At 72.6% G+C, this 25447-nt stretch carries 24 protein-coding genes and 2 tRNA genes; 5 read left to right on the top strand and 21 right to left on the bottom strand.

Annotated features, from left to right (window positions below):
- Positions 1–26: 26 nt before the first annotated feature.
- The 4 genes from ITJ48_RS02625 to ITJ48_RS02640 all read right to left on the bottom strand — a co-directional run bounded on the left by ITJ48_RS02625 (position 27) and on the right by ITJ48_RS02640 (position 2792).
- Positions 27–356, bottom strand: a complete 330-nt coding sequence (locus ITJ48_RS02625) for a hypothetical protein (RefSeq protein WP_192041807.1) — start codon at positions 354–356, stop codon at positions 27–29.
- A 60-nt stretch (positions 357–416) separates the two neighbouring features.
- A tRNA-Ile gene (locus ITJ48_RS02630) sits at positions 417–490 on the bottom strand.
- 34 nt (positions 491–524) lie between these two features.
- The gene (locus ITJ48_RS02635) at positions 525–1766 is read right to left on the bottom strand and encodes a glycosyltransferase (RefSeq protein ID WP_370544742.1); all 1242 of its coding nucleotides are present in this window, start codon (positions 1764–1766) and stop codon (positions 525–527) included.
- Positions 1767–1871: 105 nt separating this feature from the next.
- Entirely contained in the window at positions 1872–2792 is a 921-nt protein-coding gene (locus ITJ48_RS02640) for a DMT family transporter (RefSeq protein ID WP_370544743.1), read from the bottom strand.
- A gap of 40 nt (positions 2793–2832) precedes the next feature.
- Between ITJ48_RS02640 and def the strand changes: the two genes are divergently transcribed.
- Entirely contained in the window at positions 2833–3399 is a 567-nt protein-coding gene (gene def / locus ITJ48_RS02645) for a peptide deformylase (protein ID WP_194612295.1), read from the top strand.
- Between the two features lie 116 nt (positions 3400–3515).
- Here def and ITJ48_RS02650 read toward each other — a convergent pair.
- The 10 genes from ITJ48_RS02650 to dusB all read right to left on the bottom strand — a co-directional run bounded on the left by ITJ48_RS02650 (position 3516) and on the right by dusB (position 15931).
- Positions 3516–3588, bottom strand: a tRNA-Asn gene (locus tag ITJ48_RS02650).
- Between the two features lie 144 nt (positions 3589–3732).
- A complete protein-coding gene (locus tag ITJ48_RS02655; RefSeq protein WP_194612296.1) occupies positions 3733–4737 on the bottom strand; it encodes an NAD(P)-dependent oxidoreductase in 1005 nt (334 codons plus the stop codon).
- A complete protein-coding gene (locus ITJ48_RS02660) occupies positions 4734–5642 on the bottom strand; it encodes an ATP-binding cassette domain-containing protein (RefSeq protein ID WP_370544744.1) in 909 nt (302 codons plus the stop codon). The genes ITJ48_RS02655 and ITJ48_RS02660 overlap by 4 nt, the downstream gene beginning before the upstream one ends.
- A gap of 5 nt (positions 5643–5647) precedes the next feature.
- The gene (locus ITJ48_RS02665) at positions 5648–7396 is read right to left on the bottom strand and encodes an ABC transporter ATP-binding protein (protein ID WP_194612297.1); all 1749 of its coding nucleotides are present in this window, start codon (positions 7394–7396) and stop codon (positions 5648–5650) included.
- Positions 7393–8433: an ABC transporter permease gene (locus tag ITJ48_RS02670; protein ID WP_370544745.1), complete on the bottom strand. Its 1041-nt coding sequence runs from the start codon at positions 8431–8433 to the stop codon at positions 7393–7395. Before ITJ48_RS02670 ends, ITJ48_RS02665 begins: the two co-directional genes overlap by 4 nt.
- A gap of 2 nt (positions 8434–8435) precedes the next feature.
- Positions 8436–9515 (bottom strand): ABC transporter permease, encoded by a 1080-nt coding sequence (locus ITJ48_RS02675; RefSeq protein ID WP_369878212.1) that lies wholly within the window; start codon positions 9513–9515, stop codon positions 8436–8438.
- Between the two features lie 127 nt (positions 9516–9642).
- Positions 9643–11268: an ABC transporter substrate-binding protein gene (locus ITJ48_RS02680; RefSeq protein ID WP_194612298.1), complete on the bottom strand. Its 1626-nt coding sequence runs from the start codon at positions 11266–11268 to the stop codon at positions 9643–9645.
- 163 nt (positions 11269–11431) lie between these two features.
- A complete protein-coding gene (gene dnaG, locus ITJ48_RS02685) occupies positions 11432–13342 on the bottom strand; it encodes a DNA primase (RefSeq protein WP_123546118.1) in 1911 nt (636 codons plus the stop codon).
- A gap of 55 nt (positions 13343–13397) precedes the next feature.
- Positions 13398–14669, bottom strand: a complete 1272-nt coding sequence (locus ITJ48_RS02690) for a deoxyguanosinetriphosphate triphosphohydrolase (RefSeq protein WP_370544746.1) — start codon at positions 14667–14669, stop codon at positions 13398–13400.
- Between the two features lie 104 nt (positions 14670–14773).
- On the bottom strand, positions 14774–15931 hold the full coding sequence (gene dusB, locus ITJ48_RS02695) for a tRNA dihydrouridine synthase DusB (protein ID WP_194612299.1): 1158 nt from the start codon (positions 15929–15931) through the stop codon (positions 14774–14776).
- Between the two features lie 15 nt (positions 15932–15946).
- On the opposite strand from dusB, the gene ITJ48_RS02700 reads away from it, so the two are divergent.
- Positions 15947–16480: an aminoacyl-tRNA deacylase gene (locus tag ITJ48_RS02700; protein ID WP_194612300.1), complete on the top strand. Its 534-nt coding sequence runs from the start codon at positions 15947–15949 to the stop codon at positions 16478–16480.
- Here ITJ48_RS02700 and ITJ48_RS02705 read toward each other — a convergent pair.
- From ITJ48_RS02705 to ITJ48_RS02725, 5 genes are all read right to left on the bottom strand, one after another.
- Positions 16470–16637: a hypothetical protein gene (locus tag ITJ48_RS02705; RefSeq protein WP_194612301.1), complete on the bottom strand. Its 168-nt coding sequence runs from the start codon at positions 16635–16637 to the stop codon at positions 16470–16472. The genes ITJ48_RS02700 and ITJ48_RS02705 overlap by 11 nt on opposite strands.
- On the bottom strand, positions 16634–17371 hold the full coding sequence (locus ITJ48_RS02710) for a DsbA family oxidoreductase (RefSeq protein ID WP_194612302.1): 738 nt from the start codon (positions 17369–17371) through the stop codon (positions 16634–16636). Before ITJ48_RS02710 ends, ITJ48_RS02705 begins: the two co-directional genes overlap by 4 nt.
- On the bottom strand, positions 17368–18333 hold the full coding sequence (locus ITJ48_RS02715) for a hypothetical protein (RefSeq protein ID WP_194612303.1): 966 nt from the start codon (positions 18331–18333) through the stop codon (positions 17368–17370). The genes ITJ48_RS02710 and ITJ48_RS02715 overlap by 4 nt, the downstream gene beginning before the upstream one ends.
- A 451-nt stretch (positions 18334–18784) precedes the next feature.
- A complete protein-coding gene (locus tag ITJ48_RS02720; protein ID WP_192041819.1) occupies positions 18785–20170 on the bottom strand; it encodes a glycine--tRNA ligase in 1386 nt (461 codons plus the stop codon).
- A 132-nt stretch (positions 20171–20302) separates the two neighbouring features.
- Positions 20303–21367 carry an aminotransferase class V-fold PLP-dependent enzyme gene (locus ITJ48_RS02725; protein WP_194612304.1) on the bottom strand — a complete coding sequence of 355 codons (1065 nt, stop codon included), beginning with the start codon at positions 21365–21367 and terminating at the stop codon, positions 20303–20305.
- An 81-nt stretch (positions 21368–21448) separates the two neighbouring features.
- Between ITJ48_RS02725 and ITJ48_RS02730 the strand changes: the two genes are divergently transcribed.
- Entirely contained in the window at positions 21449–22411 is a 963-nt protein-coding gene (locus ITJ48_RS02730) for a LysR family transcriptional regulator (RefSeq protein ID WP_228506189.1), read from the top strand.
- Between the two features lie 32 nt (positions 22412–22443).
- Positions 22444–23118 carry a hypothetical protein gene (locus ITJ48_RS02735; RefSeq protein ID WP_194612306.1) on the top strand — a complete coding sequence of 225 codons (675 nt, stop codon included), beginning with the start codon at positions 22444–22446 and terminating at the stop codon, positions 23116–23118.
- Here ITJ48_RS02735 and ITJ48_RS02740 read toward each other — a convergent pair.
- Together ITJ48_RS02740 and recO are read right to left on the bottom strand one after the other, a co-directional pair.
- Positions 23115–23960 (bottom strand): isoprenyl transferase, encoded by an 846-nt coding sequence (locus ITJ48_RS02740; protein ID WP_194612307.1) that lies wholly within the window; start codon positions 23958–23960, stop codon positions 23115–23117. The genes ITJ48_RS02735 and ITJ48_RS02740 overlap by 4 nt on opposite strands.
- A complete protein-coding gene (recO, locus tag ITJ48_RS02745; RefSeq protein WP_192041824.1) occupies positions 23957–24724 on the bottom strand; it encodes a DNA repair protein RecO in 768 nt (255 codons plus the stop codon). Before recO ends, ITJ48_RS02740 begins: the two co-directional genes overlap by 4 nt.
- Positions 24725–24758: 34 nt before the next feature.
- On the opposite strand from recO, the gene ITJ48_RS02750 reads away from it, so the two are divergent.
- Positions 24759–25421: a trimeric intracellular cation channel family protein gene (locus ITJ48_RS02750; RefSeq protein ID WP_123546142.1), complete on the top strand. Its 663-nt coding sequence runs from the start codon at positions 24759–24761 to the stop codon at positions 25419–25421.
- Positions 25422–25447: the final 26 nt, after the last annotated feature.

Here is a 25447-nt window from a genome sequence, read left to right on the forward strand (position 1 = left end):
CTCGGGCGGGACTATTCCCGGCCGCGTCAGCGGGGCGCGATCGGCGGCGCCAGGCGCAGGAAGCGCTCGGCCACCTGGGCGCTCTGCACCGGCCCGTCGCCGTCCCGGTCGAGCTGGGGCGAGTCGAACTCGACCCACCACGTCCGCGCCGAGCCCCCGATGGCCGACACGCCCTGCCACGCCGAGCCTCCGGCCCGCATGACGACGCCGGTCGGCCCCCAGGGCCACGGCGACGTCGGGTCCTCGTCGGAGTCGAGCACGTAGACCTGCGCCCCGACGCCCATGCGCGGCTCGGTGCCGACGGACGCGAGCGAGTCGTCCCCGTCGTCGGGGCCGGCGCTCTTGCTGAAGAACATCCGGCCATGCTGCCAGAAGGTCGAGCGGGACGGCTGGGAGGCGCGGCTCCGGCACAGCAGTAGGGCGGACGGGACTTGAACCCGTGACCGATCGATTATGAGTCGACTGCTCTAACCGGCTGAGCTACCGCCCCGTGTCGCCGGCCCGACCTGCACCCGGGGGCGAGGTCAGGACGAGACGACGTCGGTGGTGGGAGCCACCGGCTGCCCACGATACAGGCCCTCGAAGACGTTGAGCGTGCGCTCGATGTCGTGCCCCTCGATCATCCGGAGGCTGGCACGCCGCATCGCGAGGTACTCGTCGTCGGGGGCCGTGAGGACCCGCGTCAGCTTCTCGGCCAGGTCGGCGCTGTCGCCCGGGCGGAACAACCAGCCGTTGCCGCCGTCGTCGACCAGGTGCGGCAGGGCCATCGCGTCCGCGACCACGATCGGCAGGCCCGAGGCCATCGCCTCGAGGCTCGCGATGCTCTGCAGCTCGGCGATCGAGGGCATCGCGAACACGGTGGCGTCGGTGAGGGTGCGGCGCAGCTCGGCGTCCGACAGGTAGCCGGCGAAGGTGACGCGGCCGGCGAGGCCGAGCTCGACGCTGACCTGCTGCAGGTGCCGCATCAGGTCGCCGCCGCCGACGATCGTGAGCGTGCTCCCGAGCGCCGGGTCGATCAGCGTCATCGCGCGCAGCAACACGTCGATCTGCTTCTCGGCCGTGACGCGTCCGACGAACACCACGCGGTTGCCCTCGGGGCGGTCGTCGCGGGCGGTGTAGTTCGACGCCTCGATGCCGCACGAGACCGCGAGCACGCCCTCGACGTCGATGGCCTTCTCGAGGAACCGCGCGGCCTTGTCGGTCGGCGTGGTCATCGACTCGACGCGGTGGTAGGTGCGGCTCGCGTCGGCCCAGGCCCACTTCACGGCCGTGGCCCGAAGCGCATGCGGCAGCCCTGTGTGCTCGAGCAGGTTCTCGGGCATGAAGTGGTTGGTCGCCACGGCCCGGATGCCCAGGCGGTTCGCGACCCGGACCACCGCGCGGCCGATCACGATGTGCGACTGGATGTGCACGACGTCGGGCCGGATCTGGCGGATGACGCGCTCGGCGTTCGCCTCGGCCCGCCACGGCGTCGCGAAGCGCAGCCAGTCGTGCAGGGGCCAGCGGGTCGAGTAGAGCCGGTGCACCGTCAGGGTCACTCCGGCGTGCTGCTCGAGGAACGTGCCGTGCTTGCGGCTGGCGGCGGGGGCCAGCACGTGCACGTCGTGGCCGCGGGCCGCCATGCCGACGGCGAGCCGCTCGGCGAAGTTCGCGGCGCCGTTGACGTCGGGCGGGAACGTGTCGGCGGCGATCAGGACGGTCAGCCTCGGCGCGTCGGCCCAGGCTGCGGTGTCGCTCGGATCGGTCGGTCCGTGGGCGTCGGTCACGTGGTCAGTCCTTGTCGTGAGGGATGGTCGGGCCCGGGTGCAGGAGGAGGCGGGACAGCGGGCCGGAGAACCGGACGCCCGGCGACCCGCGTCGACCACGGTAGCTCAGCTGACCCTCTTCTTCTGCGGCTGGTGCTTGGCGAGCTGGAAGACGCCGGCGACCGCGACGGCCCCCGCCACCAGGAAGAGCACGGCGGCGATCGGCGGCGCCGTGGCCGCCTCGCCGAGCACGACGATCCCGATGGTGACCGCGATGATCGGGTCGACGACGGTCAGGCCCGCGATGACGAGGTCGGGCGACCCCGACGAGTACGCGTTCTGCACGAAGTAGCCGCCGAGCACCGCCGCCGCGACGAGCATGACGATGCAGACGACCTCGAGCCAGTCGAAGGTGCCCGACGTGATCCGGTTCAGCACCACCTTGGCGAGGGTCGCGACGAAGCCGTAGAGGACGCCCGCGCCGATCACGTAGAAGAGGACGTTCCGGCGGTGGCGCAGCACGACGAAGGCGGCGGCCAGCACGGCCCCCACGACCAGCAGCAGGACGAGCACCGTGATCAGCTGTCGGGTGGTGATCGGCGACTCGGTCGCGGCGAACGCGGCGACGGTCGCGAAGAGCCCGATGCCGCCCACGCAGAGCGCGATCGACCTCTTCACCTTCGCGCTCAGCCGCTGCTTGGTCACGCGGGCGTTGACGACGGCGGTGACGACGAGCGCCACGGCACCGAGGGGCTGCACGACGAGGAGGGGCGCGATGTTGAGGCTGGTGAGCTGGAAGACGACGGCGAGTCCGAGGAGGAGCGTGCCGGCCACCCAGGACGGCCTGCCGACCAGCGCGACCACCTGGCGCACGCTCATGCCGCTCTGTGCCGCCCCGAGACGCCGCTCGACCTTCTCGACGCCGCGGCTCTGCAGCTGCGCGCCGATCGAGAGGAAGACCGCGCCGACGAGGGCGATGGGGATGCCCAGCGCCTGGTACGGGGTCAACGACACCTGGGCGGTCAGGTCCCCGAGGTCAGCGCTCACGGTGACACGGTAGCGGCAGCGCGCTGGATAGTCTGGGCGAATGGCCGTACGACCCATCACCATCACGGGAGAACCCGTCCTCCACGCCCGAGCCGCCGAGGTGGAGGTCGTCGACGACGACCTGCGCACGCTCGTCGCCGACATGTTCGAGACCATGGACGCCGCGCCCGGCGTGGGCCTCGCCGGCCCGCAGGTCGGGGTCGGCCTCCGCCTCTTCGTGTACTCCTGGGTCGACGACGACGGCGAGCCCTGGCGCGGCGTCGCGATCAACCCGACGCTCTGGCAGAGCCCGCTCGACATCGAGCCCCTCGACGACGACGACGAGTCGGAGGGGTGCCTCTCGATCCCGGGCGAGCGGTTCCCGCTGCGCCGGGCCGAGAGCGTGCTGCTCCGCGCGACGGACCTCGACGGCGACGAGTACGAGATCGAGGCGCACGGCTGGCTGGCGCGCATCTTCCAGCACGAGTACGACCACCTCGACGGCGTGCTCTACGCCGACCGCCTCGAGCAGCCGCTGCACAAGGCCGCCGCGAAGAGCGTGAAGAAGTCGGGCTGGGGCGTGCCGGGCCAGACCTGGCTGCCGGGCGTCGACCACCTCGACGACTGACGCCGGAGGCGCTCACCGGGAACGAGGAAGGACCCGTCCGACGAGGGACGGGTTCCCCGGCAGAGAGCCGTCGAGGACAGAGAAAAGGCCCAGCGGGTGGAGCCGCTGGGCCTTCGCTCCCCGAGTTGGACTCGAACCAACAACCTGCCGGTTAACAGCCGGCTGCTCTGCCAATTGAGCTATCGAGGAATGGCAGCTGACGTGGACCGGAGTCCCTGACAGCGGACACAACACTAGCGCATGTCTCGGCCGTCTCTGAACACGAGGTGACCGCCGGGCGCGTCGCGCGCCTCCTCGACGGTCAGGCCCGAGCGGCCCGGACGGCCTGGCGGCTCAGTAGCCGACGACCGGGTCGACGACTCCGACGAAGTGCCCCTCGCCCGCGAGGGCCCGCACGTTGTGGCGGATGCGACCGGCGAGCAGGGGCGCGGTCATCTCCGGCGTGTCCGCCTGGTGCGGCGTGACGACGACCCGAGGATCGCGCCAGAGCGGGTGGCCGTCCGGCAGCGGCTCCGGGTCGGTGACGTCGAGGCCGACACCCCAGAGCCGGTCGGCGCGGACGGCGGCGACGAGGGCGTCGGTGTCGACGAGGCTCCCCCGGGCGACGTTGACGAACACGGCACGGGACGGGAGGAGGGCCAGCCGGCGAGCGTCGAAGAGCCGGGCCGTGCCCGGGGTCGCGGCGGCCGCCACCACGACGACGTCGGCGGTGGGGAGCACCTCGTCGAGCAGGTCGACGCTGACGGTCCGCTCGACGCCCTCGACCGGGTCCGCCGTTCGGCGCACGATCGTCACCCGCACCTCGAACGGAGCAAGGAGGCGCACCAGCTCGCGCGCGATGCCCCCCGCGCCGACGATCACGACGTGCCGGCCGTAGAGCGAGATCCCCCGCTGTTCGGTCTGCCACGTCGACGCCAGCACCCGCGAGGGCACGACGCGCAACAGCGACAGGAGCAGCACGAGCGCGTGCTCGGCGACCGGCTCGGCGTACGCCCCCTTGGCGCTCGTCCAGAGCGGCAGCGCCCGGTCGCGATGTGCCTCGAGCACTCCCGAGAACGCGTCCACCCCGGCCCAGGGCAGCTGGACCCACTCGATGCCCGGGTGCTCAGCGAGGGCGGCCTCGAGGCCGGCGACATCGCGGTACGAGAGCCAGATGAGGCCCCGGGTGTCCGGGCCGAGCGGGACGAGCTCGCCGCCCGCCTCGTGCACGGCGTCCTCGAAGACCGACGAGCCGCGCGGGCCGATGCTCACGGCGCCGGGGCGAGGGCGGCGGTCGGCAGGCAGGTCGGCGGCCTCGGCGGCCGCTGCCCGGTGGCCGCGCGCGCCTCCTGTGGTCACGGTCGCCGCTCGTCGCGCCCGCGGTCGCCGCGCTCCCGGTCGCCGCGCTCCCGTTCGCCGCGCTCCCGTTCGTCCGGCCTGATGACGTCGATCGGCGTCGTCGTCGAGAGCACCTTGACGTAGGGGTCGACCCCGTCGCGGAGGACCGTGTCGATCTGGCCGAGGCCGACGAGGCGGCCGCCGCGCATGACGGCGACGCGGTCGGTGATCGCCCGCGCCTCGGACACGCTCGACGTGACGACCATCGCCGAGAACTGGCGGTCGGCGTGCAGGTTCTTGATGACGTCGAGCACGGCCTGCCGTACGAGCACGTCGACGCCGCGCGCCGGCTCGTCCGCCACGAGGAGCCGCGGCTCGAGCACGAGGGACCGCGCCAGGGCCACGCGCTGGCGCTGACCCGAGCTGAGCTCCCAGGTCTGCTTGAGCATCGTGCCGAGCGGGAGGTGCACCGCGTCGACCAGCGCCGTCACGAGACGCCCCGCCTCGCGTCGGTCGAAGTGCCGGTCACGCAGGTAGATCGGCTCGGCGATGGCCTCGCCGACGGTCAGGTCGGGGCTGAGGGCCTCGCCGTCGTCCTGCGCGAGGTAGCCGACGACCGACGACAGCCGGCCGCGACGTCGGGCGCTCGCCCGCGTGAGCTCGAGGCCGAAGACGCTCGCCGCTCCCCCGCTGATCTGCGGACGCCCCTCCGGCGGACGGCCCTTGCCGACGAGGCCGGCCACGGCCAGCGCGAGGGTCGACTTGCCGGAGCCGCTCTCCCCCAGCACGGCGACGATCTCGCCGACCCGGATGTCGAGGGTCACCCCGTCGACCGCCCGCAGCGCCGGGTGGCCCGCACGCGCCGGGTAGGTCAGCGAGAGGTCGTCCGTCGCGACGGGGCGGTCCAGGTCGAGTTCGGGGCTCACCCGCGTCACGCTACCTCGCCCGACGCCGCGCGCGCGTCGAGCTCGGCCAGCCGGCGCCGACGCGCCGCCTGCTCGGCAGGGTCGGGCACGGGCAAGGAGGCGAGCAGCCGCTGGGTGTACGGGTGCTCGGGGGCGCCCAGCACCTGGTCGTTCGGCCCGCTCTCGACGAGGTCGCCGTGGTAGAGGACGCCGATGCGGTCGGCGAGCATGTTCACGACCGCGAGGTCGTGGCTGATGAACAGCGCCGCGAAGCCGAGGTCGGCCTGCAGCTCGCGGAAGAGCTCGAGCACGCGTGCCTGCACCGACACGTCGAGTGCGCTCGTCGGCTCGTCGGCGATGAGGAGGCTCGGCTCGAGCGCCAGGGACCGGGCGAGGCTCGCACGCTGGCGCTGCCCGCCGCTGAGCTCGTGCGGGTAGCGGTCCCCGAACGCCTTGGGCAGCTGGACGGCCTCCATCAGCTCGTCGACGCGCGGCCGCGCGGCGCGCGCGTCGCCGGCACGGCCGTGCACGATGAGGGGCTCGGCCACGCACTCGGCGATGGTCAGCAGCGGGTTGAAGCTCGACGCCGGGTCCTGGAAGACGAACCCGATGTCGGCCCGCAGCGGCTTGAACTCGCGCTCGTGCACGCCGTTCATCTCGACGCCGAGCACCTCGAGGGAGCCGCCGGTCACCTTGGTCAGGCCGGCGATGGCACGACCGATGGTGGTCTTGCCCGAGCCGCTCTCGCCGACGAGGCCGAGCACCTCGCCCTTCGCGATCGAGAAGTCGACGCCCTTGACGGCCCGGAACCCGCCGCGGCCGAGACGGCCCGGGTACTCGATCTCGAGGCCCGTCGCGCGCACGACGACGTCGCGGTCGGCCTCGCCGGCCTGCACCTGCGCGCCGCGCGGCTCGAGCACGGGGACGCTGCCGAGGAGACGCTTCGTGTAGTCGTCCTGCGGCGACGCGAACAGCGCCTCCGAGGTCGCCTGCTCGACGACCTCGCCCTGGTACATCACGGCCACCCGGTCGGCCAGGTCGGCCACCACGCCCATGTTGTGGGTGATCAGCACTATGGCGGTGCCGAACTCGTCGCGGCAGCGGCGCAGCAGGTCGAGGATCTCGGCCTGCACGGTCACGTCGAGCGCGGTCGTCGGCTCGTCGGCGACGATGACCGACGGGTTCAGCACGAGCGCCATGGCGATGACCACGCGCTGCTTCTGGCCGCCCGAGAACTGGTGCGGGTAGTAGTCGACGCGGGTCTCGGGGTCGGGGATGCCCACCTTCCGCAGGATGTCGACGGCCCTCGCCCGCGCCTCCTTCCGGCCGACCTTGCCGTGGGCACGGATGCCCTCGGCGATCTGCCAGCCCACCGTGTAGACGGGGTTGAGGGCGGTCGACGGCTCCTGGAAGACCATCGCGACCTCGGTGCCGCGCATCTCGCGCACGGCGCCGCGGCCGATCTCGAGCACGTTCTTCCCCGAGAGCACGACCGCACCGGAGGCGACCGCCGTCTCGGGCAGGAGGCGCAGGATCGTCTTCGCCGTCACGGACTTGCCGCTGCCGGACTCCCCGACGATCGCCAGCACCTCGCCCGCGCGCACGTCGAGGGTCACGCCGCGGACCGCCGCGACGTCGCCGCCGTCGGTCGCGAACGTCACGCGGAGGTCGGTGATGCCGACGGCCACGTCGCGCTCGTCGCGGGCGACGTCGTGGGCGGCGTGGCGGACGGGCGGGGCGGCCTGTGCGCCCTGGTCGAGCGGTCCGGTGGTCATGCTGTCGCCTCCTGCGGCTCGACCGGCGCTGCGGTCGTCGTGGTCGTCGTGCTGCCGGCGCCGCTGCGCCCTGCCTTCTTGCCGCGACCGGCCCGACGACGCGTCCGGAGGCGCGGGTCGGCCAGGTCGTTCAGGCTCTCGCCCACGAGGGTGATGCCGAGCACCATCAGGACGATGGCCGCTCCGGGGAACACGCCCGTCCACCAGATGCCGCTCGCCGTGTCGCTGAGCGCGCGGTTGAGGTCGTAGCCCCACTCGGCGGCCGACGTCGGGCCGATCCCGAAGCCGAGGAAGCCGAGCGCGGCCAGGGTGAGGATCGCCTCCGACGCGTTCAGCGTGAGGATGAGCGGCAGGCTGCGGGTCGCGTTGCGGAGCACGTGCTTGAACATGATGCGCGGCGTGCTGCTGCCGACGACCTTGGCGGACTCGACGAACGCCTCGGACTTGAGCCGGACGGCCTCGGCGCGGACGACCCGGAAGTACTGGGGCACGAACACGACGGTGATCGAGATGCCCGCCGAGAGGATGCCGCCCCAGAGGCTCGACTGGCCGCCGCTGATGACGATCGAGACGACGATCGCGAGCAGCAGCGACGGGAACGCGTAGACGGCGTCGGCCACGACGACGAGCACGCGGTCGACCCAGCCGCCGAGGTAGCCGGAGACGAGGCCGAGGACGACGCCGAGGACGATCGAGAGGACGACCGCGACGACGACGACGGAGATCGCCGTCCGGGTGCCCCAGACAACACGGCTGAAGACGTCGTAGCCGCCGACCGTGGTGCCCCAGAGGTGCTGGGCCGAGGGCGCGGCCTGGCGCGCGAACGTGCCCGCGTCGTCGCTGAGCTGGCCGTAGCCGTAGGGCGCGATGAGCGGGGCGAAGACGGCGAGCACGATGAACGCGACGCAGATGACGATGCCGGCGACGAGCATGCCGCGCTGCAGGCCGACCGAGCGGCGCACGTGGGCGACGATCGGGAGGCGCTTCCAGAGGGGCTCGTGCCGGTCGGACAGGACGCCGGAGGTGGTGGTCGACACGGTCAGTACCTCACTCTCGGGTCGATGAGGGCCGCGATGACGTCGACCAGGAAGTTCGTGACGGCGACGATGACGGCGAGCACGGCGACGATGCCCTGCACGGCGACGAAGTCGCGGGCGGACAGGTACTGCTGCAGCTGGAAGCCGAGGCCGCGCCAGCCGAAGGTCGTCTCGGTGAGCACCGAGCCGCCGAGCAGCATCGCGATCTGCAGGCCCATCACGGTGATGATCGGGATCAGCGCGGGCTTGAGCGCGTGCTTCCGCACCAGACGCAGCTCGGAGACGCCACGCGAGCGCGCGGCGTCCACGTACTCGGAGCCGAGCGTGCCGATGACGTTCGTCCGCACCAGGCGGAGGAAGATGCCCGCCGTGAGCAGGCCCAGCGTGAGGGCGGGCAGCACCGCGTGGCTGAGCACGTTCAGCGTGATCGTCGAGTTGCCGAGCCGCAGCGCGTCGAGGATGTAGATCCCCGTCGGGTTCTCGATGCGCCCCAGCGCGATCGCGATCCGGGTGTCGGCGCGCCCGCTCAGCGGGAGCCAGCCGAGCCAGACCGAGAAGGTGAGCTTGAGCAGCAGGCCCGCGAAGAAGACGGGCGTCGCGTAGGCGAAGATCGCGAGGATGCGCAGCACGGCGTCGGGCCAGCGGTCGCGGAGGTAGGCGGCGAGCATGCCGAGCGGGATGCCGATCACGAGCGCGACGATGAGCGCGTAGATCACGAGCTCGAGGGTCGCGGCGCCGTACGTGACGATGATGTCGCTGATCTGGCGGTTGTCCGTGGCGGTCGTGCCGAAGTCCAGGCGCACGATCTGGCCGAGGTACTCGACGTACTGGACGATGATCGGCCGGTCGTAGCCGGCCGCGGCGAGGCGCTCGGCGAGCTGCGCCTCCGTCAGGCGGTCGCCCACCGAGGCGGTGATCGGGTTGCCGACCACGCGCATCAGGAAGAACACCAGCGTGACGAGAATGAAGACGGTGGGGATGATCAGGACGGCCCTGACCACCAGGTAGCGTCCGAGACCACCGCCTCCGCCGCCTGCACGGCGTCGTCGGGGGGCCGCCGGGGCGGGCCGCTCGGGGGCGATCTGGTCGCCGGTGAGCACTGTCACGTCGATGTGCCTTTCTGGGTGGAACGGAGGCGGACGCGAGGGGTGCCCCGCCCGTGGGCGGAGCACCCCTCGTCGTCGTGCCGTGTGGCGGTCGTCCTGCCGACTAGCGGCTGAGCGCTCCGTAGCGGAACTTGAACGACGAGTCGAGCGTGTCGTCGACGCCCTGGACGTCGCTGGCCGAGACGACGACCTGCGTGCCCTGGAGGAGCGGCAGCGTCGGCAGGTCGGCGGCGACGGCGTCCTGGACGTCCCCGATCAGCGCGGTGCGGGCCGTCTCGTCGCCCTCGGCGATCTCCTGCGACAGGAGGGCCTGGACGGCCGCCGAGTCGTAGTGGTTGCCGACGAAGTTGTCCTTCACGAAGAACGGCGACAGGTAGTTGTCGGCGTCCGAGAAATCGGGGAACCAGCCGAGCTGGTACACCGGGTAGGCGTCCTGGCGCCGCTCGGTGGAGTAGGTGTCCCACAGGGTCGACTGCAGGTTCACGGTGAACAGGCCGGACGCCTCGAGCTGCGTCTTGATGAGGGCGTACTCCTCGTCGCTCGACGCGCCGTAGTGGTCGGGGCTGTACTGCAGGTCGAGCTGGACGGGCACGTCCACGCCGGCCGTCGACAGCGCCGCGGTCGCGGCGTCGGCGTCGGGGCCGCCCTGGCCGTCGCCGTACAGCGACTCGAGCGGCTTGGTGGCGCCGGTCAGGCCGTCGGGGACGACCGAGTAGAGCGGCGTGTAGGTGTCGTTATAGACCTCCTTGGCGAGGGCCTCGCGGTCGACGACGCTCGCGACGGCCTGGCGCACGGCCAGGGCCTTCGCCGCGTCGGCGTCGGGCTGGGTCGCGCCGTAGGGCATCGTGTCGAAGTTGAAGACCATGTAGCGGGTCTCGCCGCCGGGGCCGTTGTGCACGGTCAGCGAGTCGTCCTTCGCCAGGTCGGCGAGGTCGGTCGGGCTCAGGCTGCGGTTCGCGACGTCGACGTCGCCCTCCTGCACGGCGAGCTTGAGGTCGGTCTCCTCCGTGTAGTAGGTGGCGGTGACCGAGTCGGTCTTCGCCGCGCCCAGCACGCCGTCGTAGGACTCGTTGGCCGCGTACTGGATCGACTCGTTCTCGGAGTAGTCGGTGATCGTGTACTGGCCGGAGAAGGCGTTCCCCTCCACGATCTCGTCCGGCGTGGTCAGGCCGGTCGCCGAGAAGACGTCCTCGTCGACGATGGGGCCGGCGGGGCTCGAGAGGATCTGCGGCCAGGTCTGGTCCGCGCCCTTCAGCGTGAAGACGACGGTCTTGTCGTCGGGGGCCTCGGTGCCGGCGAGGTTGCCGAGCAGCGACGAGGGGCCGTTGTCGTCCGCGATCGCCAGCTGGCGGTCGAAGGTGAACTTGACGTCGCTCGAGGTCAGCGCGTTGCCGTTGGCGAACGTCAGGCCGTCCTTGAGGGTGACCGTGTAGGTGGTCGGGTCGGTGAACTCGGCCGACTCGGCGAGGTCGGGCTCGACGTCCGGGCTGCCGTAGGGCGAGTTCATGAGGAACCCGAAGACCTGGTTCTGCACCGCGAACGAGCCGTTGTCGTACGACCCGGCCGGGTCGAGGGAGGTGATGACGTCGGTGGTGCCGACGCTGATGCCGTTGAGCGCGTCGTCGGCCGCGTCGCCGCCGGACGCGCAGCCGGCCAGGACGAGGGCCGTGGCGGCTGCTCCTCCCATGACGGCGAGGACGCGGCGGTTGAGCCTGGAGTCGGATGTCATTCCGGTTGCCTCTTTCTCTGTGTGCAGGGACCCCGAGGCCGCAGCTGTGGGTGCGACAGTGCACGGGGGGTAGCTATTGGTAACACACAGTCAGCTCTCGGCTGCAACCGATAGGCGATCGTTTACAAACTCGCAACGAAGTTTGCCACGTGGTCCGATCGCCTCACTGCTCGGCGGTGAGCGCTCTCCGCTCGACCTCGAGGGCGGCGAGCTGCACCTGGATCTCGCGCCACTTGTCGGGGTCGGTCTTGACGTCCGTGCGGAACGACCGGCCCATCAGCTCCGACTTCTCCCTGATCAGGTCTCGCTCGACGATCGAGACGACGATGCCGCGGCAGTAGGTCGTGATCTCCCTGTCCTGACGCTCCGGGATCGGCGCGACCGCCAGCTCCTTCGCCAGGGCGTCGAACGGCGCGGGCGTCTGGTCGAGCACGACGTCGAGCCAGGAGGCGTCGCCGAACTTGTCGAGGCTCGCCCCGATGGCGTCGCGCACGACCGCCAGCGAGGTGGTCTCGAGACGCGCCTGGACCGCTCGCCTCATCAGCTCGAAGCCCACGGCGTCGGGGTGCTGCAGCATGGCCATGACCGCGTCGCGCTCGGTGCGCGTCGTCAGGTCGCCGGGCAGCGTCATGAGGCTGGGGCCGGCCGGCTCCTCGGGCAGGGGCGGCAGGCTCGTGATCGACTGACGCCCCTCGGAGGCGTTGGCCGGCAGGGCACGCGGTGCCGCCGCGACGGCCTGCGCCTGGCGCATCACGGACGTCACGACCTCGACCACGCTCTCCGTGTCCTCTCCGACCGCCTTCGCGAGGAACCGCGCGTAGCCGAGGCGGATCGAGTTGTCGCGGATGGACGCCACGGCAGGTGCTGCTGCCCGCACCGCGCTGGCCCGGCCCTCGACCGTCTCGAGGTCGAACCCCACGACGCTGCGCTGGATCATGAACTCGAACATCGGTCGACGGGTGTCGATCATGCGGCGGACGGCGTCGTCCCCCCTCGCGAGCCGCAGGTCGCAGGGGTCCAGCCCCTCGGGCGGCAGGGCGACGAACGTCTGCGTCTGGAACCGCTGCTCCTCGGCGAAGGCCCGGGACGCGGCCTTCTGGCCGGCCTCGTCGGGGTCGAACGTGAAGACGACCTGGCCGAGCGCCGAGAGGTCGTGCCCCGCGCTCTCGCCCAGCATCGGCCGCAGCAGCTTGATGTGGTCCACGCCGAAGGAGGTGCCGCAGGTCGCCACGGCGGTCGTCACGCCCGCGAGGTGGCACGCCATGACGTCGGTGTAGCCCTCGACGATGACGACCTGCTTGCCCTTCGCGATGTCACGACGGGCGAGGTCGAGACCGTAGAGCACCTGCGACTTGTGGTAGATCGGCGTCTCGGGGGTGTTGAGGTACTTGGGGCCCTTGTCGTCGTCGAGGAGGCGCCGGGCCCCGAACCCGATGGTCGACCCGGTGACGTCGCGGATCGGCCACACGAGACGGCCCCGGAACCGGTCGTAGGGGCTGCGGTCGCCCTGGCTCAGCAGCCCGGCCGTGACGAGCTCCTCGTCGGCGAAGCCCGCGCCCTTGAGGTGCGAGCGCAGGGCGTCGAACGACTTGGGGGCGAACCCCACGCCGAAGCGCTCGGCCGCCGCAGGGTCGAAACCGCGCTCGCCGAGGAACCGACGGGCCGGGTCCGCGTCCGCAGCGGTGAGGTGCTGGGCGAAGAACTCCCGGGCGGCCTCGTTCGCGGCGATGAGGCGCGCACGGCCGCCGTGGTCGCTCGCCTTGCCGCCGTCCTCGTAGCGGAGCGTGAAGCCGATGCGGCTCGCGAGCCGCTCGACCGCCTCCTGGAACGTCGTGTGGTCGGTCTTCATCACGAAGCTGTAGACGTCGCCGTCCTCGCCGCAGCCGAAGCAGTGGTACCGGCCGACCTGGGGACGGACGTGGAAGCTCGGGCTGCGCTCGTCGTGGAACGGGCAGAGACCCTTCAGCGAGCCGACGCCGGCGCCCTTGAGCGTGACGTGGTCGCCGACGACGTCGGCGATGTTCGTGCGGGACCGCACCTCGTCGATGTCGTCGCGCTTGATCAGGCCGGGCACGGGACGGTCCCTCCTCGGAGCTCGGGCCGGGTGGCGTGACGCCTCACAGGACCCGTCATCGTGCGCCGACGAGACGGTCGTGCCAGCTGACGGCGCTCTGATCGGTCAGGGAGGCGACCTGGTCGACGACCACGCGCCTCCTGCCGGCATCGTCGTCCGCGACGGCCCAGTCGGCACGGAAGCCGGGGTCGAGCTCGGAGTCGCCCGTCGCCCAGAGGGCGTCGGACAGGGTCGTGAGGACCTCGCGCTGACGCTCGTAGATCGGCTGCCGGTGGCCCTGCGTCATCACGAAGGCCGCCGTGATGCCCTTGAGCACGGCGATCTCGCCGATCACGTCGGGAGAGATGACCATGCTCGCGCTGAACCGGATCAGGGACTGCTCGGCGTACGACTCGCGCGTGGACTGCGTGGCCGAGCCGGCGAAGCGGCCGATCAGCTGGCTCGTCAGGTTCTTGAGGCGGGCCTGATCGAGACGGCCGCCGTCGTAGGACCGGAGCCAGAAGGGCTGGCGGCGGAGGCGGTCGAAGGCCTCCTCGAGCTCGTCCCGGCTGAGCTCGCCGCCGACCCACGCGTGCATGGCCGTGACCAGGGCCTCGTGGCCGTCGGGCGACCCCAGGCTCGACACGTCGACGTAGCCGTTCACCACGGCGTCCTCGAAGTCGTGCACCGAGTACGCGATGTCGTCGGAGAGGTCCATCACCTGGGCCTCGATGCAGCGGCGACGCCTCGGCGCACCGGCCCGCAGCCAGTCGAAGGCGGCCGTGTCGTCGTCGTAGAAGCCGAACTTCATGCGTCCGCTGGGGTCGGGGACGCCCTGCGCCGCCGGCCACGGGTACTTGCAGCTCGCGTCGAGGCTCGCGCGGGTGAGGTTGAGGCCGAAGCTGCGGCCCGTCGCGTCGATGACCTTCGGCTCGATGCGGGTCAGCAGGCGGAGGGTCTGGGCGTTGCCCTCGAACCCGCCGATGCCCGAGGACCACTCGTTCAGCGCCCGCTCGCCGTTGTGCCCGAAGGGCGGGTGGCCCAGGTCGTGGGCCAGGCACGCGGTGTCGACGACGTCGGGGTCGAGCCCGAGGCTCGTCGCGAGCTCGCGGCCGACCTGCGCCACCTCGAGCGAGTGCGTCAGGCGGTTGCGGGCGAAGTCGAGCCCGGCAGTCGGGCTCAGCACCTGCGTCTTGGCGGCGAGGCGCCGGAGCGCGCTCGAGTGCAGGAGACGTGCTCGGTCGCGGGCGAAGTCGCTCCGGCGGTTCGAGTGCTGCTCGGGCAGCCAGCGCTCGGAGTCGGCGGGGGCGTACTCGACGCCGACGCCCTGCAGGGAGGCAGTGGTCACCGGGGGCCTCTCAGGCTGACGGGTGCGGGTGCGGCCGCTGGCGCTGTGGCGGGTGCGCTCGCGATCGAGGAGGGGGGACGGACGGAGGTCGAGGAGGGCACGCCTCAGCCCCCGCTGTGGTGCAGCTCGGCCGCGACGAGCTCGCCGCGGAACGCCTCGTCGAGCTCACGGCTCTCGAGCCAGCGGTCGGGCAGCGAGGGCCGCTTCGGGCTGCCGGCGCGACCGCGCGGCCCCTCGGCCGCGTCGCCGGGGTACGGCTGTTCCGCGTCGAGGGTCGCCAGCAGGTCGTCCATCTGCTGCAGCGACTCGACGGCCGCCAGGGCGGCCCGCGTGTCGCCGCCCACGGGGTAGCCCTTGAAGTACCACGCGACGTGCTTGCGGATGTCGCGGCAGGCGTGCGGCTCGTCGCCGTCGTAGAACTCGACCAGGAGCTCGGCGTGCCGTCGGAAAGCGGCGGCGACCTCGCCGAGAGCCGGCTCGGCCTTCTGCTCCTCGCCGCGGAACGCGGCCGCGAGGTCGCCGAACAACCACGGGCGCCCGAGGCAGCCCCGACCGACGACGACGCCGTCGCAGCCCGTCTCGTCGACCATGCGGAGAGCGTCCGCCGCGGACCAGATGTCGCCGTTGCCGAGCACGGGCACGCTCGTGACCGTCTGCTTGAGCTTCGCGATCGCCGACCAGTCGGCCTCGCCCGAGTAGTACTCGGAGGCCGTGCGGGCGTGCAGCGCGACGCTCGCGACCCCCGCGCCCTCGGCCGCCCGGCCCGCCTCGAGGTAGGTGAGGTGCTCGTCGTCGATGCCCTTGCGCATCTTCACGGTCAGCGGGACGTCGCCCGCGGCCTTCACCGCTCGCTCGACGATCTCGCGGAAGAGCCCGATCTTCCAGGGGAGGGCCGCTCCCCCGCCGCGCCGCGTGACCTTCGCCACGGGGCAGCCGAAGTTGAGGTCGATGTGGTCTGCGCGGTCCTCGGCGACCAGCATGGTGACCGCCTCGGCGACGGTGTTCGGCTCGACGCCGTAGAGCTGGATGCTGCGGGGCGTCTCGCTCTCGTGGTGCGTGATCAGCCGCATCGACTCGGGCGTGCGCTCGACGAGGGCGCGGCTCGTGATCATCTCGCTGACGTAGAGGCCGGCGCCGTGCTCGCGGCACAGGCGGCGGTACGCCGTGTTGGTGATGCCGGCCATCGGCGCGAGCACGACGGGCGAGGCCACGTCGATCGGTCCGATCGAGAGGCCGGGGGAAGGCAGGGTGGTGGTGGTCATCGGTACGATTCTCCCATGAGCGATCCTGCCCCGACAGCCTCCGACGGTTCGCGTGTGGACGGCGCCACGGGGCCGGGCGACGTGCAGGGGCGAGGCACGCAGCGCCTCCTCGCCGACGCCGCCGAACGCGGCCTCGCCGTCGAGATCGTCGCGCGCCCGGCCGCTGACAGCCTCGAGGCGGCGGCGGCCCTGCTGGGCGTCGATCCGGCCTCGGTCGTCAAGAGCCTCGTGGTGAAGCGGCACGACGGATCGTTCCTCTTCGCGCTCGTCCCCGGCGACCGACAGATCTCGTGGCGCAAGCTGCGGACCGTCGTCGGGGTGAACAAGCTCTCGATGCCTGCCGCCGAGGTCGCCCTCGACGCGACGGGCTTCGAGCGCGGCACCATCACTCCCGTCGGCAGCTCGACCGCCTGGCCCGTCGTGGCCGACGAGCGGATCGTCGGGCGTCGGGTGGCCATGGGCGCCGGCGGGCACGGCCTGAGCGCGTTCGTCGAGGCCGACGAGCTCATCGCGGCGTACTCCGCGACCGTGGCCGACATCAGCGACTGACCGCCGCCTCCGGGGCCGGGGCCGCCTCGCGCCGGACGTCGACCGGCGAGGCGCTCGGGATCAGCGCGCCGACGGTGGCGACCGCCGCCGGCAGCAGGCACGAGTCGCCCTCGCACGCGAGGGCGTCCGCGTCGCCGAGCATGGCGAACGGGCTCATCGGACGGCGTCCGTCCCGGTAGCGGCCACGTCCGGCGATGACACGGTGCCGCTGGCCGTTGCCAGCTCGGACTGCACCTGCTGCAGGGCGCCGAGGAACGCCTCGGGCGCCTGGGCACCCGAGATCCCGTACTTGCCCTCGAGCACGAAGAAGGGCACGCCCGTGATGCCGAACGCCTGCGCCTGCTGCTGGTCCGCACGCACGTCGGCGAGGTGCTGGTCGGACTCGAGGGCCGCGACGACCTCGTCGCGGTCGAGGCCGACCTCGGCGGCCAGCTCGCCGAGGTCCGCGACGCGGCCCACGTGACGGCCCTCGACGAAGTAGGCGGCGAGCAGCCGCTCGGTCATCTCGAGCTGCAGGCCGCGCGCCTTCGCGAAGTGCAGGAGCTGGTGCGCCTTCACCGTGTTCGTGTGGTGCAGCGACCCGAAGTCGTAGGCGAGCCCGACCTCGGCGGCGACGCCGGTGACCTGGTCGAGCATGCCGCGCACCTGGTCGGCCGGCATGCCCTTGTGCTTCGCGAGGAAGTCGACCTCGTCGCCCTCGAAGTCGACGGGGGTGTCGGGCGACAGCTCGAAGGAGTGGTACTCGACCTCGACCTCGCCGTCGAAACGCGATGCCGCGTCCTCGAACTTGCGCTTGCCGATGTAGCACCACGGGCAGGCGATGTCGCTCCAGACGTCGACCTTGATCGGGGCGGTGGAGCGGGGCGAGGAGGCGGCGGTCGTGTCGGTCACGACAGGGCAAAGTCGGTGCGGGTCCGAGGCATTCCCGGGTCACGCCCCAGCCTCCAGCGGCGGCGGCCCCTCGCGCCCAGCACGCGCGGCAGCCGCGCCTCGGGGCGACCGGAGGGCGGCGGGCCGCCGGCGAGGCCCACGAGCCGGTCCACCGCCTCCTGCACCGCCGCCCACTCCTCGCGCACCTGCCGGTAGCTGACCCGGCACGGCACGAACCCGGCCGCGATCGTCAGGAGGTCCTTCCGGCGATCCCGCTCGAAGTGGTCGGCGTGGTGCTCGCGACCGTCCGTCTCGAGCGACGCCGTCCCGTCGACGACGTGGTCGACCGCCTCGCCTCGCGGCCCCACGACGACCTGACGCTCGACGACGCGGCCCGCCAGGCGCAGGCGAGTGCCCGCCGCGCTCTCGAGGATGCTCTGTGCGCCCTCGTCGCTCCAGTCGGCCAGCCCCGACGCGTCCGGTCGATGACGCCCGAGGACGGCCCGGTCGTCCGCCTCGCCGATCAGCTCGACGGACCTGGCCCAGTCGGCGAGGACCACCGCGTCCTCGAAGGAGGGCGCCTCGACCACGGCGCGAGCCAGGGCGTCGCGGGCGTCGACGGTCGCGGTCCCGCCCCGATCGACCACGTCCCCTCCGTCCCACACGACGCGCACGCCGCGGCGGCGCCGCAGGCGCGACGCGCTGCGGGGCACGGAAACGACGACGTCGGGGGGACGGCGATCCCAGGCCCACGCGCCCAGGAGGGCGAGCGCGGCTGCCCCGGTCAGCCTCCCTCCGACCGCGACGGCGACGAACCTCGGGTCGGTGGACGGCCAGGTCGAGTACCACCCGCGCCGCGGTCGCCGGACGTCCCGCGCGCGCACCGCAGCCGTGAGGTGCCTGTCGGTGGCACCGTGGCCGACGAGGTCGCGCTTGTGCAGCAGCCCGCCGGCCGCGGCCACCAGCTCTCGGATCGTCGTCATGCCCCGAGGATGGTCGCCCATGTGCTCGCGCGCCGGGGTGGCGGGCCAGCCTGTGGACGAGACGACCACCGCTCGGCGGCGGGGAGGACCCACCCGCGACGCTGTGTGCAGGCGCCCGGCGCTCGGGCCATCCCGTGCACGTCGGCAACTCCTGGAGAACGCGACGCAGGGAGCACCGACCTGCGGCACCACAGCCCCTCGGGCGCCCCAGATCAGGAGTTGCCGACCGTGGGCGGCGCACCGGCAGCCCGGGCCCACGAGCAGCGGTCGTGCAGGCTGTGCGCCGTGCAGGCCGCGGAGCAGCCTGCGTCGGCAACTCCTGCGACGAGCACGGGCAGCCGCACGCGACACCGCCCAGTGCGACGGTGTCGGAGCACCGGTCAGGAGTTGCCGACCAGCGGCGGGGCCGCGGCCCGGGGGGCCGGGCAGGCCCGGCAGGCCGGGACGGGCGCTAGGCGCCGAGCAGCTGCTCCGCGAGGTACCCGCGCAGCGCCGACAGGGGCATGCGCTGCTGCTCCATCGTGTCGCGCTCGCGGACCGTCACCGCGTCGTCCTCGAGCGAGTCGAAGTCGACCGTGACGCAGAACGGCGTGCCGATCTCGTCCTGGCGACGGTAGCGACGACCGATCGCCCCGGCGTCGTCGAAGTCGATGTTCCAGTACTTCCGGAGGTCCGCGGCGAGGCCGCGCGCCATCGGCGAGAGCTGCTCGTTGCGGCTCAGGGGCAGCACGGCGACCTTGATCGGCGCGAGGCGGCGGTCGAGCTTCAGCACGGTGCGCTTGTCGACGCCGCCCTTCGCGTTGGGCGCCTCGTCCTCGGTGTACGCGTCGACGAGGAACGCCATGAGCGACCGGGTGAGGCCGGCGGCCGGCTCGATGACGTACGGCGTCCAGCGCTCGTTCTTCGCCTGGTCGAAGTACGACAGGTCCTTGCCGGAGGCGGCGGCGTGCGTCCTGAGGTCGTAGTCGGTGCGGTTCGCGACGCCCTCGAGCTCGCCGAACTCGCCGCCGGCGAAGCGGAAGCGGTACTCGATGTCGACGGTGCGCTTCGAGTAGTGCGAGAGCTTCTCGGGAGCGTGCTCGTACAGGCGGAGGTTCTCGGGGTCGATGCCGAGGTCGACGTACCACTGGAAGCGGGCGTCGATCCAGTACTGGTGCCACTCTTCGTCGCTGCCGGGCTCGACGAAGAACTCCATCTCCATCTGCTCGAACTCGCGCGTGCGGAAGATGAAGTTGCCGGGGGTGATCTCGTTGCGGAAGCTCTTGCCGATCTGGCCTATGCCGAAGGGCGGCTTGATGCGCGACGACTGCAGGATGTTGTCGAAGTTGGTGAAGATGCCCTGGGCCGTCTCGGGCCGGAGGTACGCCATGCCCTGCTCGTTGTCGACCGGCCCGAGGAACGTCTTGAGCAGGCCGGAGAAGTTCTGCGGCTCGGTCCACGACCCGGGCTGCCCGGTCTCGGGGTCGCGCACGTCGGCGAGGCCGTTCTCGGGCGGGTGGCCGTGCTTGGCCTCGTACGCCTCGAGGAGGTGGTCGGCGCGGTAGCGCTTGTGGGTGTGCAGCGACTCGACCAGGGGGTCGCTGAACACCTCGACGTGCCCCGAGGCCTCCCACACCTGGCGCGGCAGGATGACGGCCGAGTCGAGCCCGACGACGTCGTCGCGGCCCTGCACCATGGTCTGCCACCACTGGCGCTTGATGTTCTCCTTGAGCGCGACGCCGAGGGGCCCGTAGTCCCAGGCCGACCGGGACCCGCCGTAGATCTCGCCCGACTGGAAGACGAACCCGCGGCGCTTGGCCAGGGCGATGACGGAATCGAGACGGTTGGGTGCTGCCACGGGGTGTGCTCCAGAGGATCGGTCCGGGCTCGGGGCCCGGCGGTCGAGGTACCCGGCAACTCTAGCCGCGCGGGCGGCTCGGCCCGCCCCGGCCGGGCGCCCGGACGAGCCCCGACGCCTCGACCGGCCGGGTCAGCGTCCCAGGGAGGCGACGACCGCCTCCACGTCCTCGGCCGTGTTCCAGAGGTGGAAGGCGACCCGCACGCGACCGGCCCGGGCGGAGACCGTGAGGCCCGCCTCCCCCATCGCGGTGGCGGCCCGGCCGTCGACGTCCGTCCACGTGACGATCGCCTGGTGCTGCTCGGGCAGGTCGAGCCGTCGGCAGAGCTCGTCGCCGAGCCGGCTGGCGTGTGCCCAGGTCTCGGCGGGGTCGAGGCGGGCGAACGTCTCGAGGGCCGCCGCGGCCCCCGGCCAGGCCGGCCAGGCCGGCGACACGTCGAAGGCACGCGCGTCGTGGGCGAGCTGCATCGCGGGCCCGTAGCAGGACGACCAGACCGAGTCGCCCGCGTACCAGCCGGCCTGCACGGGCCGCAGCTCCGCCCGGGCACGCTCGGACAGGGTCATGAAGGCGGCGCCCCGAGGGCAGCAGAGCCACTTGTAGGCGTGCCCGACCGAGACGTCCCACGCGGAGGCGTCGACCGGCAGGACGCCCGCCGCCTGGGTCACGTCGCAGACGGTGAGGGCGCCGTGGGCCGCAGCCGCGGCGCGGATCCTCGCGTCGTCGGCCACGACGCCGGTGGCCGACTGGACGGCCGACCACGCCACGCACCACGTCGCGGGCCCGACCGCCTCCGCCAGTTCGTCGACCGGGACGCTGCGCACCGTCACGCCCCGGTGCGCCTGCTGCAGGAACGGGTAGACGACCGAGCTGAAGTCCCCGTCGACGCAGACGACCTCGGCGCCGTCGGGCGCGGCCGCGGCGACCACCGAGACCATGGCCGAGGTCTGCGAGCCGACGGCGACGCTCGTGACGGGAACGCCCACCAGCCGGGCGTACGAGGCCCTGGCCTGCTCGACGACGTCCCCGTAGGCGACGGGCGAGCGGGACCCGGTGGCCCAGCGGTCGAGGTCGTCGCGCTGGGCCGCGAGCGTCTCGGCCAGGGGCAGCCCCATGGTGCACGCGGCGAGGTACCCGGTGCCGCTCGCGAAGCGCGAGGCCGCCTCCGGGACGGTCAGGATGCTGGTCGTGTCGGGCATCGCCCCAGACTGGGCTGTTCGCCGAAGCACGACAAGACCAGGATGGCGACGTCACCCATAACGTCGCGTTATCGTTCGAGGATGACCGACGACCTCGATCTGCTGACCCTCCGCATCGTGCGCGCCGTCGCCGACACGGGCACGGTGACAGCCGCCGCCGCCGAGCTGGGCTACAGCCAGCCGGCCCTGAGCCAGCACCTGCGACGGGCCGAGGCCCGGGTGGGGCACCCGCTGCTGCTGCGGGCGGGCCGCGGGGTCGAGCTGACCGAGGCCGGGCGACGCCTGGCCGAGCACGCCGTCCACGTCCAGGCCGCCCTCGACGCGGCGCGCCAGGAGCTCGACCACCTCGGCGGCGCGACCTCGGGACGGGTGCGGCTCGCGGGCTTCCCCAGCGCCTCCTCGACGCTCGTGCCCGACGTGCTGTCGCGGCTGCGCACCAGCCACCCCGGACTGCAGGTCGACTACGTCGAGGCGGAGCCGCCCGAGGCGCTGACGCTGCTGCGCGACGGAGCCGTCGACGCCGCGGTGGTGTTCCGCCACGCGGGTCGGGCCGCCACCGATCGCGAGAACGCGCCCGAGTCGCTCCGCGAGACCGCGCTGTTCGTCGACCGCACCGTGCTCGTCCTGCCCCGCGCCCACCCGTTCGTCGAGGGCGACGACTTCGGCGCGCTGCACGCCGAGCGGTGGATCGGCGGCTGCCCGCGCTGCCGTGGCCACCTCCTCGCGACCTGCGCGGCCGCCGACTTCGCGCCCGACATCGTCCTCGAGACCGACAACGCGCTCGCCGTGCTCGGCCTCGTCGCGGCGGGCCTCGGGATCGCGCTGCTGCCGGGCCTGTCGCTGCAGTCGGCGGCGATCCCCGAGGAGGTGCGGGTCGTCACCCTGCCCCCGTCCGTGTCGCGGCTGATCGCGGTCGCGCACCGCCGCGGGGCACGTCGGGTGCCCAGCATCCGTGTCCTCACGGAGGCGGTGGCCGCGGTGCTGCCGGACCGGCACGGCCTCGAGGCGGTCGGGCCGCAGGGCGCCGTCGGCGGCCCGAGCTAGGCTGACCGGACGAGACGAAGGGTGCCCGCTCCGTGAAGAGACGACTGACCGCTGTCGGCCTCGCCGCCGTCGTGCTGGTGGGCCTCACCGCCTGCTTCCCCGACCTCACGACCCTCCAGCCGGTCGGCCAGGGCGGCGTCGACGACGGCTCGGGCCTGGGCGGCACGGCCACCCAGGCGCCCCAGCCCCAGGTCACGGGCGCACCGGGCACCGGCGGCACGGGCGGCGCGTCGCCCGACGAGCTGGCGCCGGGCGGCGCGCTCCTCAACCAGGTCAACTACAAGGACCTCACGATCTACGTCTACAGCGTCGGCACGCTGACGACCACGGCGCCCTCCATCTACGCGCGGCCCGACGGCAGCGACCCCTACCCCGCCGGCACCACCGTCGAGGCCACCGCCTACGTGCTGGCCAACAACTCGCAGCGCCGGCTCGACCTCACCGACCTCAGCGCCGACTACTCCGCCTACGGCAACGACCTCGCCCAGCAGGACGTGTTCGCGGGCCAGGACCTGCTGACGGACGCCGGCTACTCGACGACGCTCGAGTCGGCCTTCCCGGCGGACGCGGCGACCTGGTACCTGCTGCCGGGCGAGTCGGCCGTGTTCGCCAACGCCTGGTTCCACCGGCCCGCCGACGGGCCCCTCACCCTGCAGTTCCTCTGGCCCGCCGAGCGGATCTTCCTCGGCGCGAACATCCAGTTCTAGGCCGTGGTGCCGCTGGTGCCCGGGCCCGTTGCTGTGCCACCGGCCTCTGTCGACGTCGGCGCGTCGACGGCCCCGCCGAAGCGACGAGAGCGCCTGGCGTAGGTGACCACCGCCTCCCACAGGTCGGTCCTCGTGAAGTCCGGCCAGAGCCGGTCGAGGAACACCATCTCGGCGTAGGCCGACTGCCACAGCAGGAAGTTGCTCGTCCGCTGCTCGCCCGAGCTCCGGACGAAGAGGTCGACGTCGGGCAGCTCGGGCGCGTACAGGTGCCGCTGGATGAGCTTCTCGCTGACGCCCGACGGCTTGATCCGACCCGCCGCCACGTCCTCGGCGATGGCGCGGACGGCGTCGGCGATCTCGGTGCGGCCGCCGTAGTTGACGCACATCGTGAGGGTCAGCACGTCGTTGCCCCGGGTGAGCTCCTCGGCGTACTGCAGCTCCTTGATCACGGAACCCCAGAGCCGCGGTCTGCGGCCCGCCCACCGGACGCGCACGCCCCACGCGTTCAGCTGGTCGCGCCTCCGGTGCAGGACGTCGCGGTTGAAGCCCATCAAGAACTTCACCTCGTCGGGCGAGCGCTTCCAGTTCTCGGTCGAGAAGGCGTAGACGCTCAGGTGCTTCACGCCGAGCTGGATGGCGCCCGCGACGACGTCGAGCAGCGAGGCCTCGCCCTGCTTGTGGCCCTCGACCCGGGACAGGCCCCGCGCGTTGGCCCACCGCCCGTTGCCGTCCATGACGATCGCGACGTGCTCGGGAACGGCGCCCCGGGGCAGCTCGGGCGGGTACAGGCCCGTCCAGTCGACGGGGCGCCAGTCGACGGCGTCGCGGTGGGTCTTCTTCACGGGGTGCCTTCCCTCGCGGCGGCGGGCAGTGCCCGGCCGGGCTCTCGGTCGATGTGCTGGAGCGAGCGGAGGCCGCGCTCGAGGTGCCACTGGGTGTACGCGGCGACGACGCCGCTCGCCTGGTTGCGGGTCGCGTCCGGGGTCGCGTCGGCCGCCTCCCAGTCGCCGGTCAGCAGCGCCGAGAGCAGCCCGAGCGCAGGAGGCGCGAGTCGCGGAGCCCCCGGAGGCGCGTGCTCGTCGGCCACCACTCCCCCGAGCTGCACCACGAACGCCGAGTGCGGCCCCGGGGCGCCCGACACGGCGCAGTCGCCGAAGCTCGGCGACCAGCCGGCGATGCTGAGCGCGCGGAGCAGGTAGGAGTCGAGGGTGAGCTGGGGGGCGTGCTCCCGCCGGCTCAGCGACCGCAGGGCGCCGACGAGGAGGAGGTACTGCTGCAGGCCTGCCTCGGCGTCGGTCAGCTTGTCGGCCGTCTCGACCATGACGCTCCCGGCCGTGTAGCTCGCGTAGTCGGCGGCGATCAGGGCACCGTAGGAGCCCAGCGACTCGGCCTGCGTCACCACGTCGAGCGACCGGCCCTCGTAGAGCTGCACGTCCGCCACCATCATCGGCTCGAGACGCGAGCCGAACTTCGACCCGGTGCGCCGGACCCCCTTGGCCACGGCCCGGATCTTGCCGTGCTGGCGGCTGAGCATGGTGAGGATGCGGTCCGCCTCACCCAGCTTGTGGGTGCGCAGCACGACGCATTCATCTCGGTACACGGGCACTCGGCCATGATCCCACGCGTGGTACAAGTGCAGGATGCACGCCACGGCCTTCGCCATCCCCCTGTGGGCCGACCTCCTCGCCGTCGGGGTCGGCAGCCTGCAGGGCGCCATGTTCGCCTCCGAGTTCAAGGACCGGCGCCTCGACCTGCTCGGGGTCGCCATCATCGGCATCGCCACCGGGCTCGGCGGCGGCATCCTGCGCGACGTGCTGCTCGGACAGGTGCCCCGCGCCATGTCGAGCAACTGGTACCTCCTCGTGGCCGTGGCCGCCGCCCTCGTCGGGATGGCGCTCCAGCGCCTGTTCCACCGCCTCGCGGGGCTCATCACCGCCCTGGACGCCCTCACCATCGGCCTGTTCGGCGCGATCGGCTCGACGAAGGCCCTGGCGCTGGGGCTGCCCGAGATCCCCGCCGTGTTCGTGGGGGTGATCTCCGCGGTCGGGGGCTCGGTGCTGCGGGACCTCTTGATGAACCTGACCATCGCGATGATGCACGTCGGGTCGCTCTACGCCGTGGCCGCCGCCGCCGGGACCGTCGTGCTGGTCGTGCTTGTGTCGGTCGGGGCCCCGGTGGCCCTCTCCGCGATCATCGGGACGTCCGTCACCCTGGTGATCCGTCTGCTGGCCGTGCGCTTCGGCTGGACCCTGCCCGAGCAGCGCGCCCTGAGCCGGCTGCCGCGCTGGCGTCGACCGCGCTGACGTCGGCCTGCCCGACGCCGAGTGCT

Origin of the sequence: Frigoribacterium sp. VKM Ac-2530 (assembly GCF_015350835.1) — a bacterium.
Lineage (GTDB): Bacteria > Actinomycetota > Actinomycetes > Actinomycetales > Microbacteriaceae > Frigoribacterium.

What these genes read in the sequence shown, in the direction of transcription:
- def (WP_194612295.1), top strand. Translation starts at nt 2,833, where the DNA reads ATGGCCGTACGACCCATCACCATCACGGGAGAACCCGTCCTCCACGCC.
- ITJ48_RS02625 (WP_192041807.1), bottom strand. Translation starts at nt 356, where the DNA reads ATGTTCTTCAGCAAGAGCGCCGGCCCCGACGACGGGGACGACTCGCTC.
- ITJ48_RS02665 (WP_194612297.1), bottom strand. Translation starts at nt 7,396, where the DNA reads ATGACCACCGGACCGCTCGACCAGGGCGCACAGGCCGCCCCGCCCGTC.
- ITJ48_RS02750 (WP_123546142.1), top strand. Translation starts at nt 24,759, where the DNA reads ATGCACGCCACGGCCTTCGCCATCCCCCTGTGGGCCGACCTCCTCGCC.
- ITJ48_RS02715 (WP_194612303.1), bottom strand. Translation starts at nt 18,333, where the DNA reads ATGACGACGATCCGAGAGCTGGTGGCCGCGGCCGGCGGGCTGCTGCAC.
- ITJ48_RS02700 (WP_194612300.1), top strand. Translation starts at nt 15,947, where the DNA reads ATGAGCGATCCTGCCCCGACAGCCTCCGACGGTTCGCGTGTGGACGGC.
- ITJ48_RS02725 (WP_194612304.1), bottom strand. Translation starts at nt 21,367, where the DNA reads ATGCCCGACACGACCAGCATCCTGACCGTCCCGGAGGCGGCCTCGCGC.
- ITJ48_RS02730 (WP_228506189.1), top strand. Translation starts at nt 21,449, where the DNA reads ATGACCGACGACCTCGATCTGCTGACCCTCCGCATCGTGCGCGCCGTC.
- dusB (WP_194612299.1), bottom strand. Translation starts at nt 15,931, where the DNA reads ATGACCACCACCACCCTGCCTTCCCCCGGCCTCTCGATCGGACCGATC.
- ITJ48_RS02680 (WP_194612298.1), bottom strand. Translation starts at nt 11,268, where the DNA reads ATGACATCCGACTCCAGGCTCAACCGCCGCGTCCTCGCCGTCATGGGA.
- ITJ48_RS02705 (WP_194612301.1), bottom strand. Translation starts at nt 16,637, where the DNA reads ATGAGCCCGTTCGCCATGCTCGGCGACGCGGACGCCCTCGCGTGCGAG.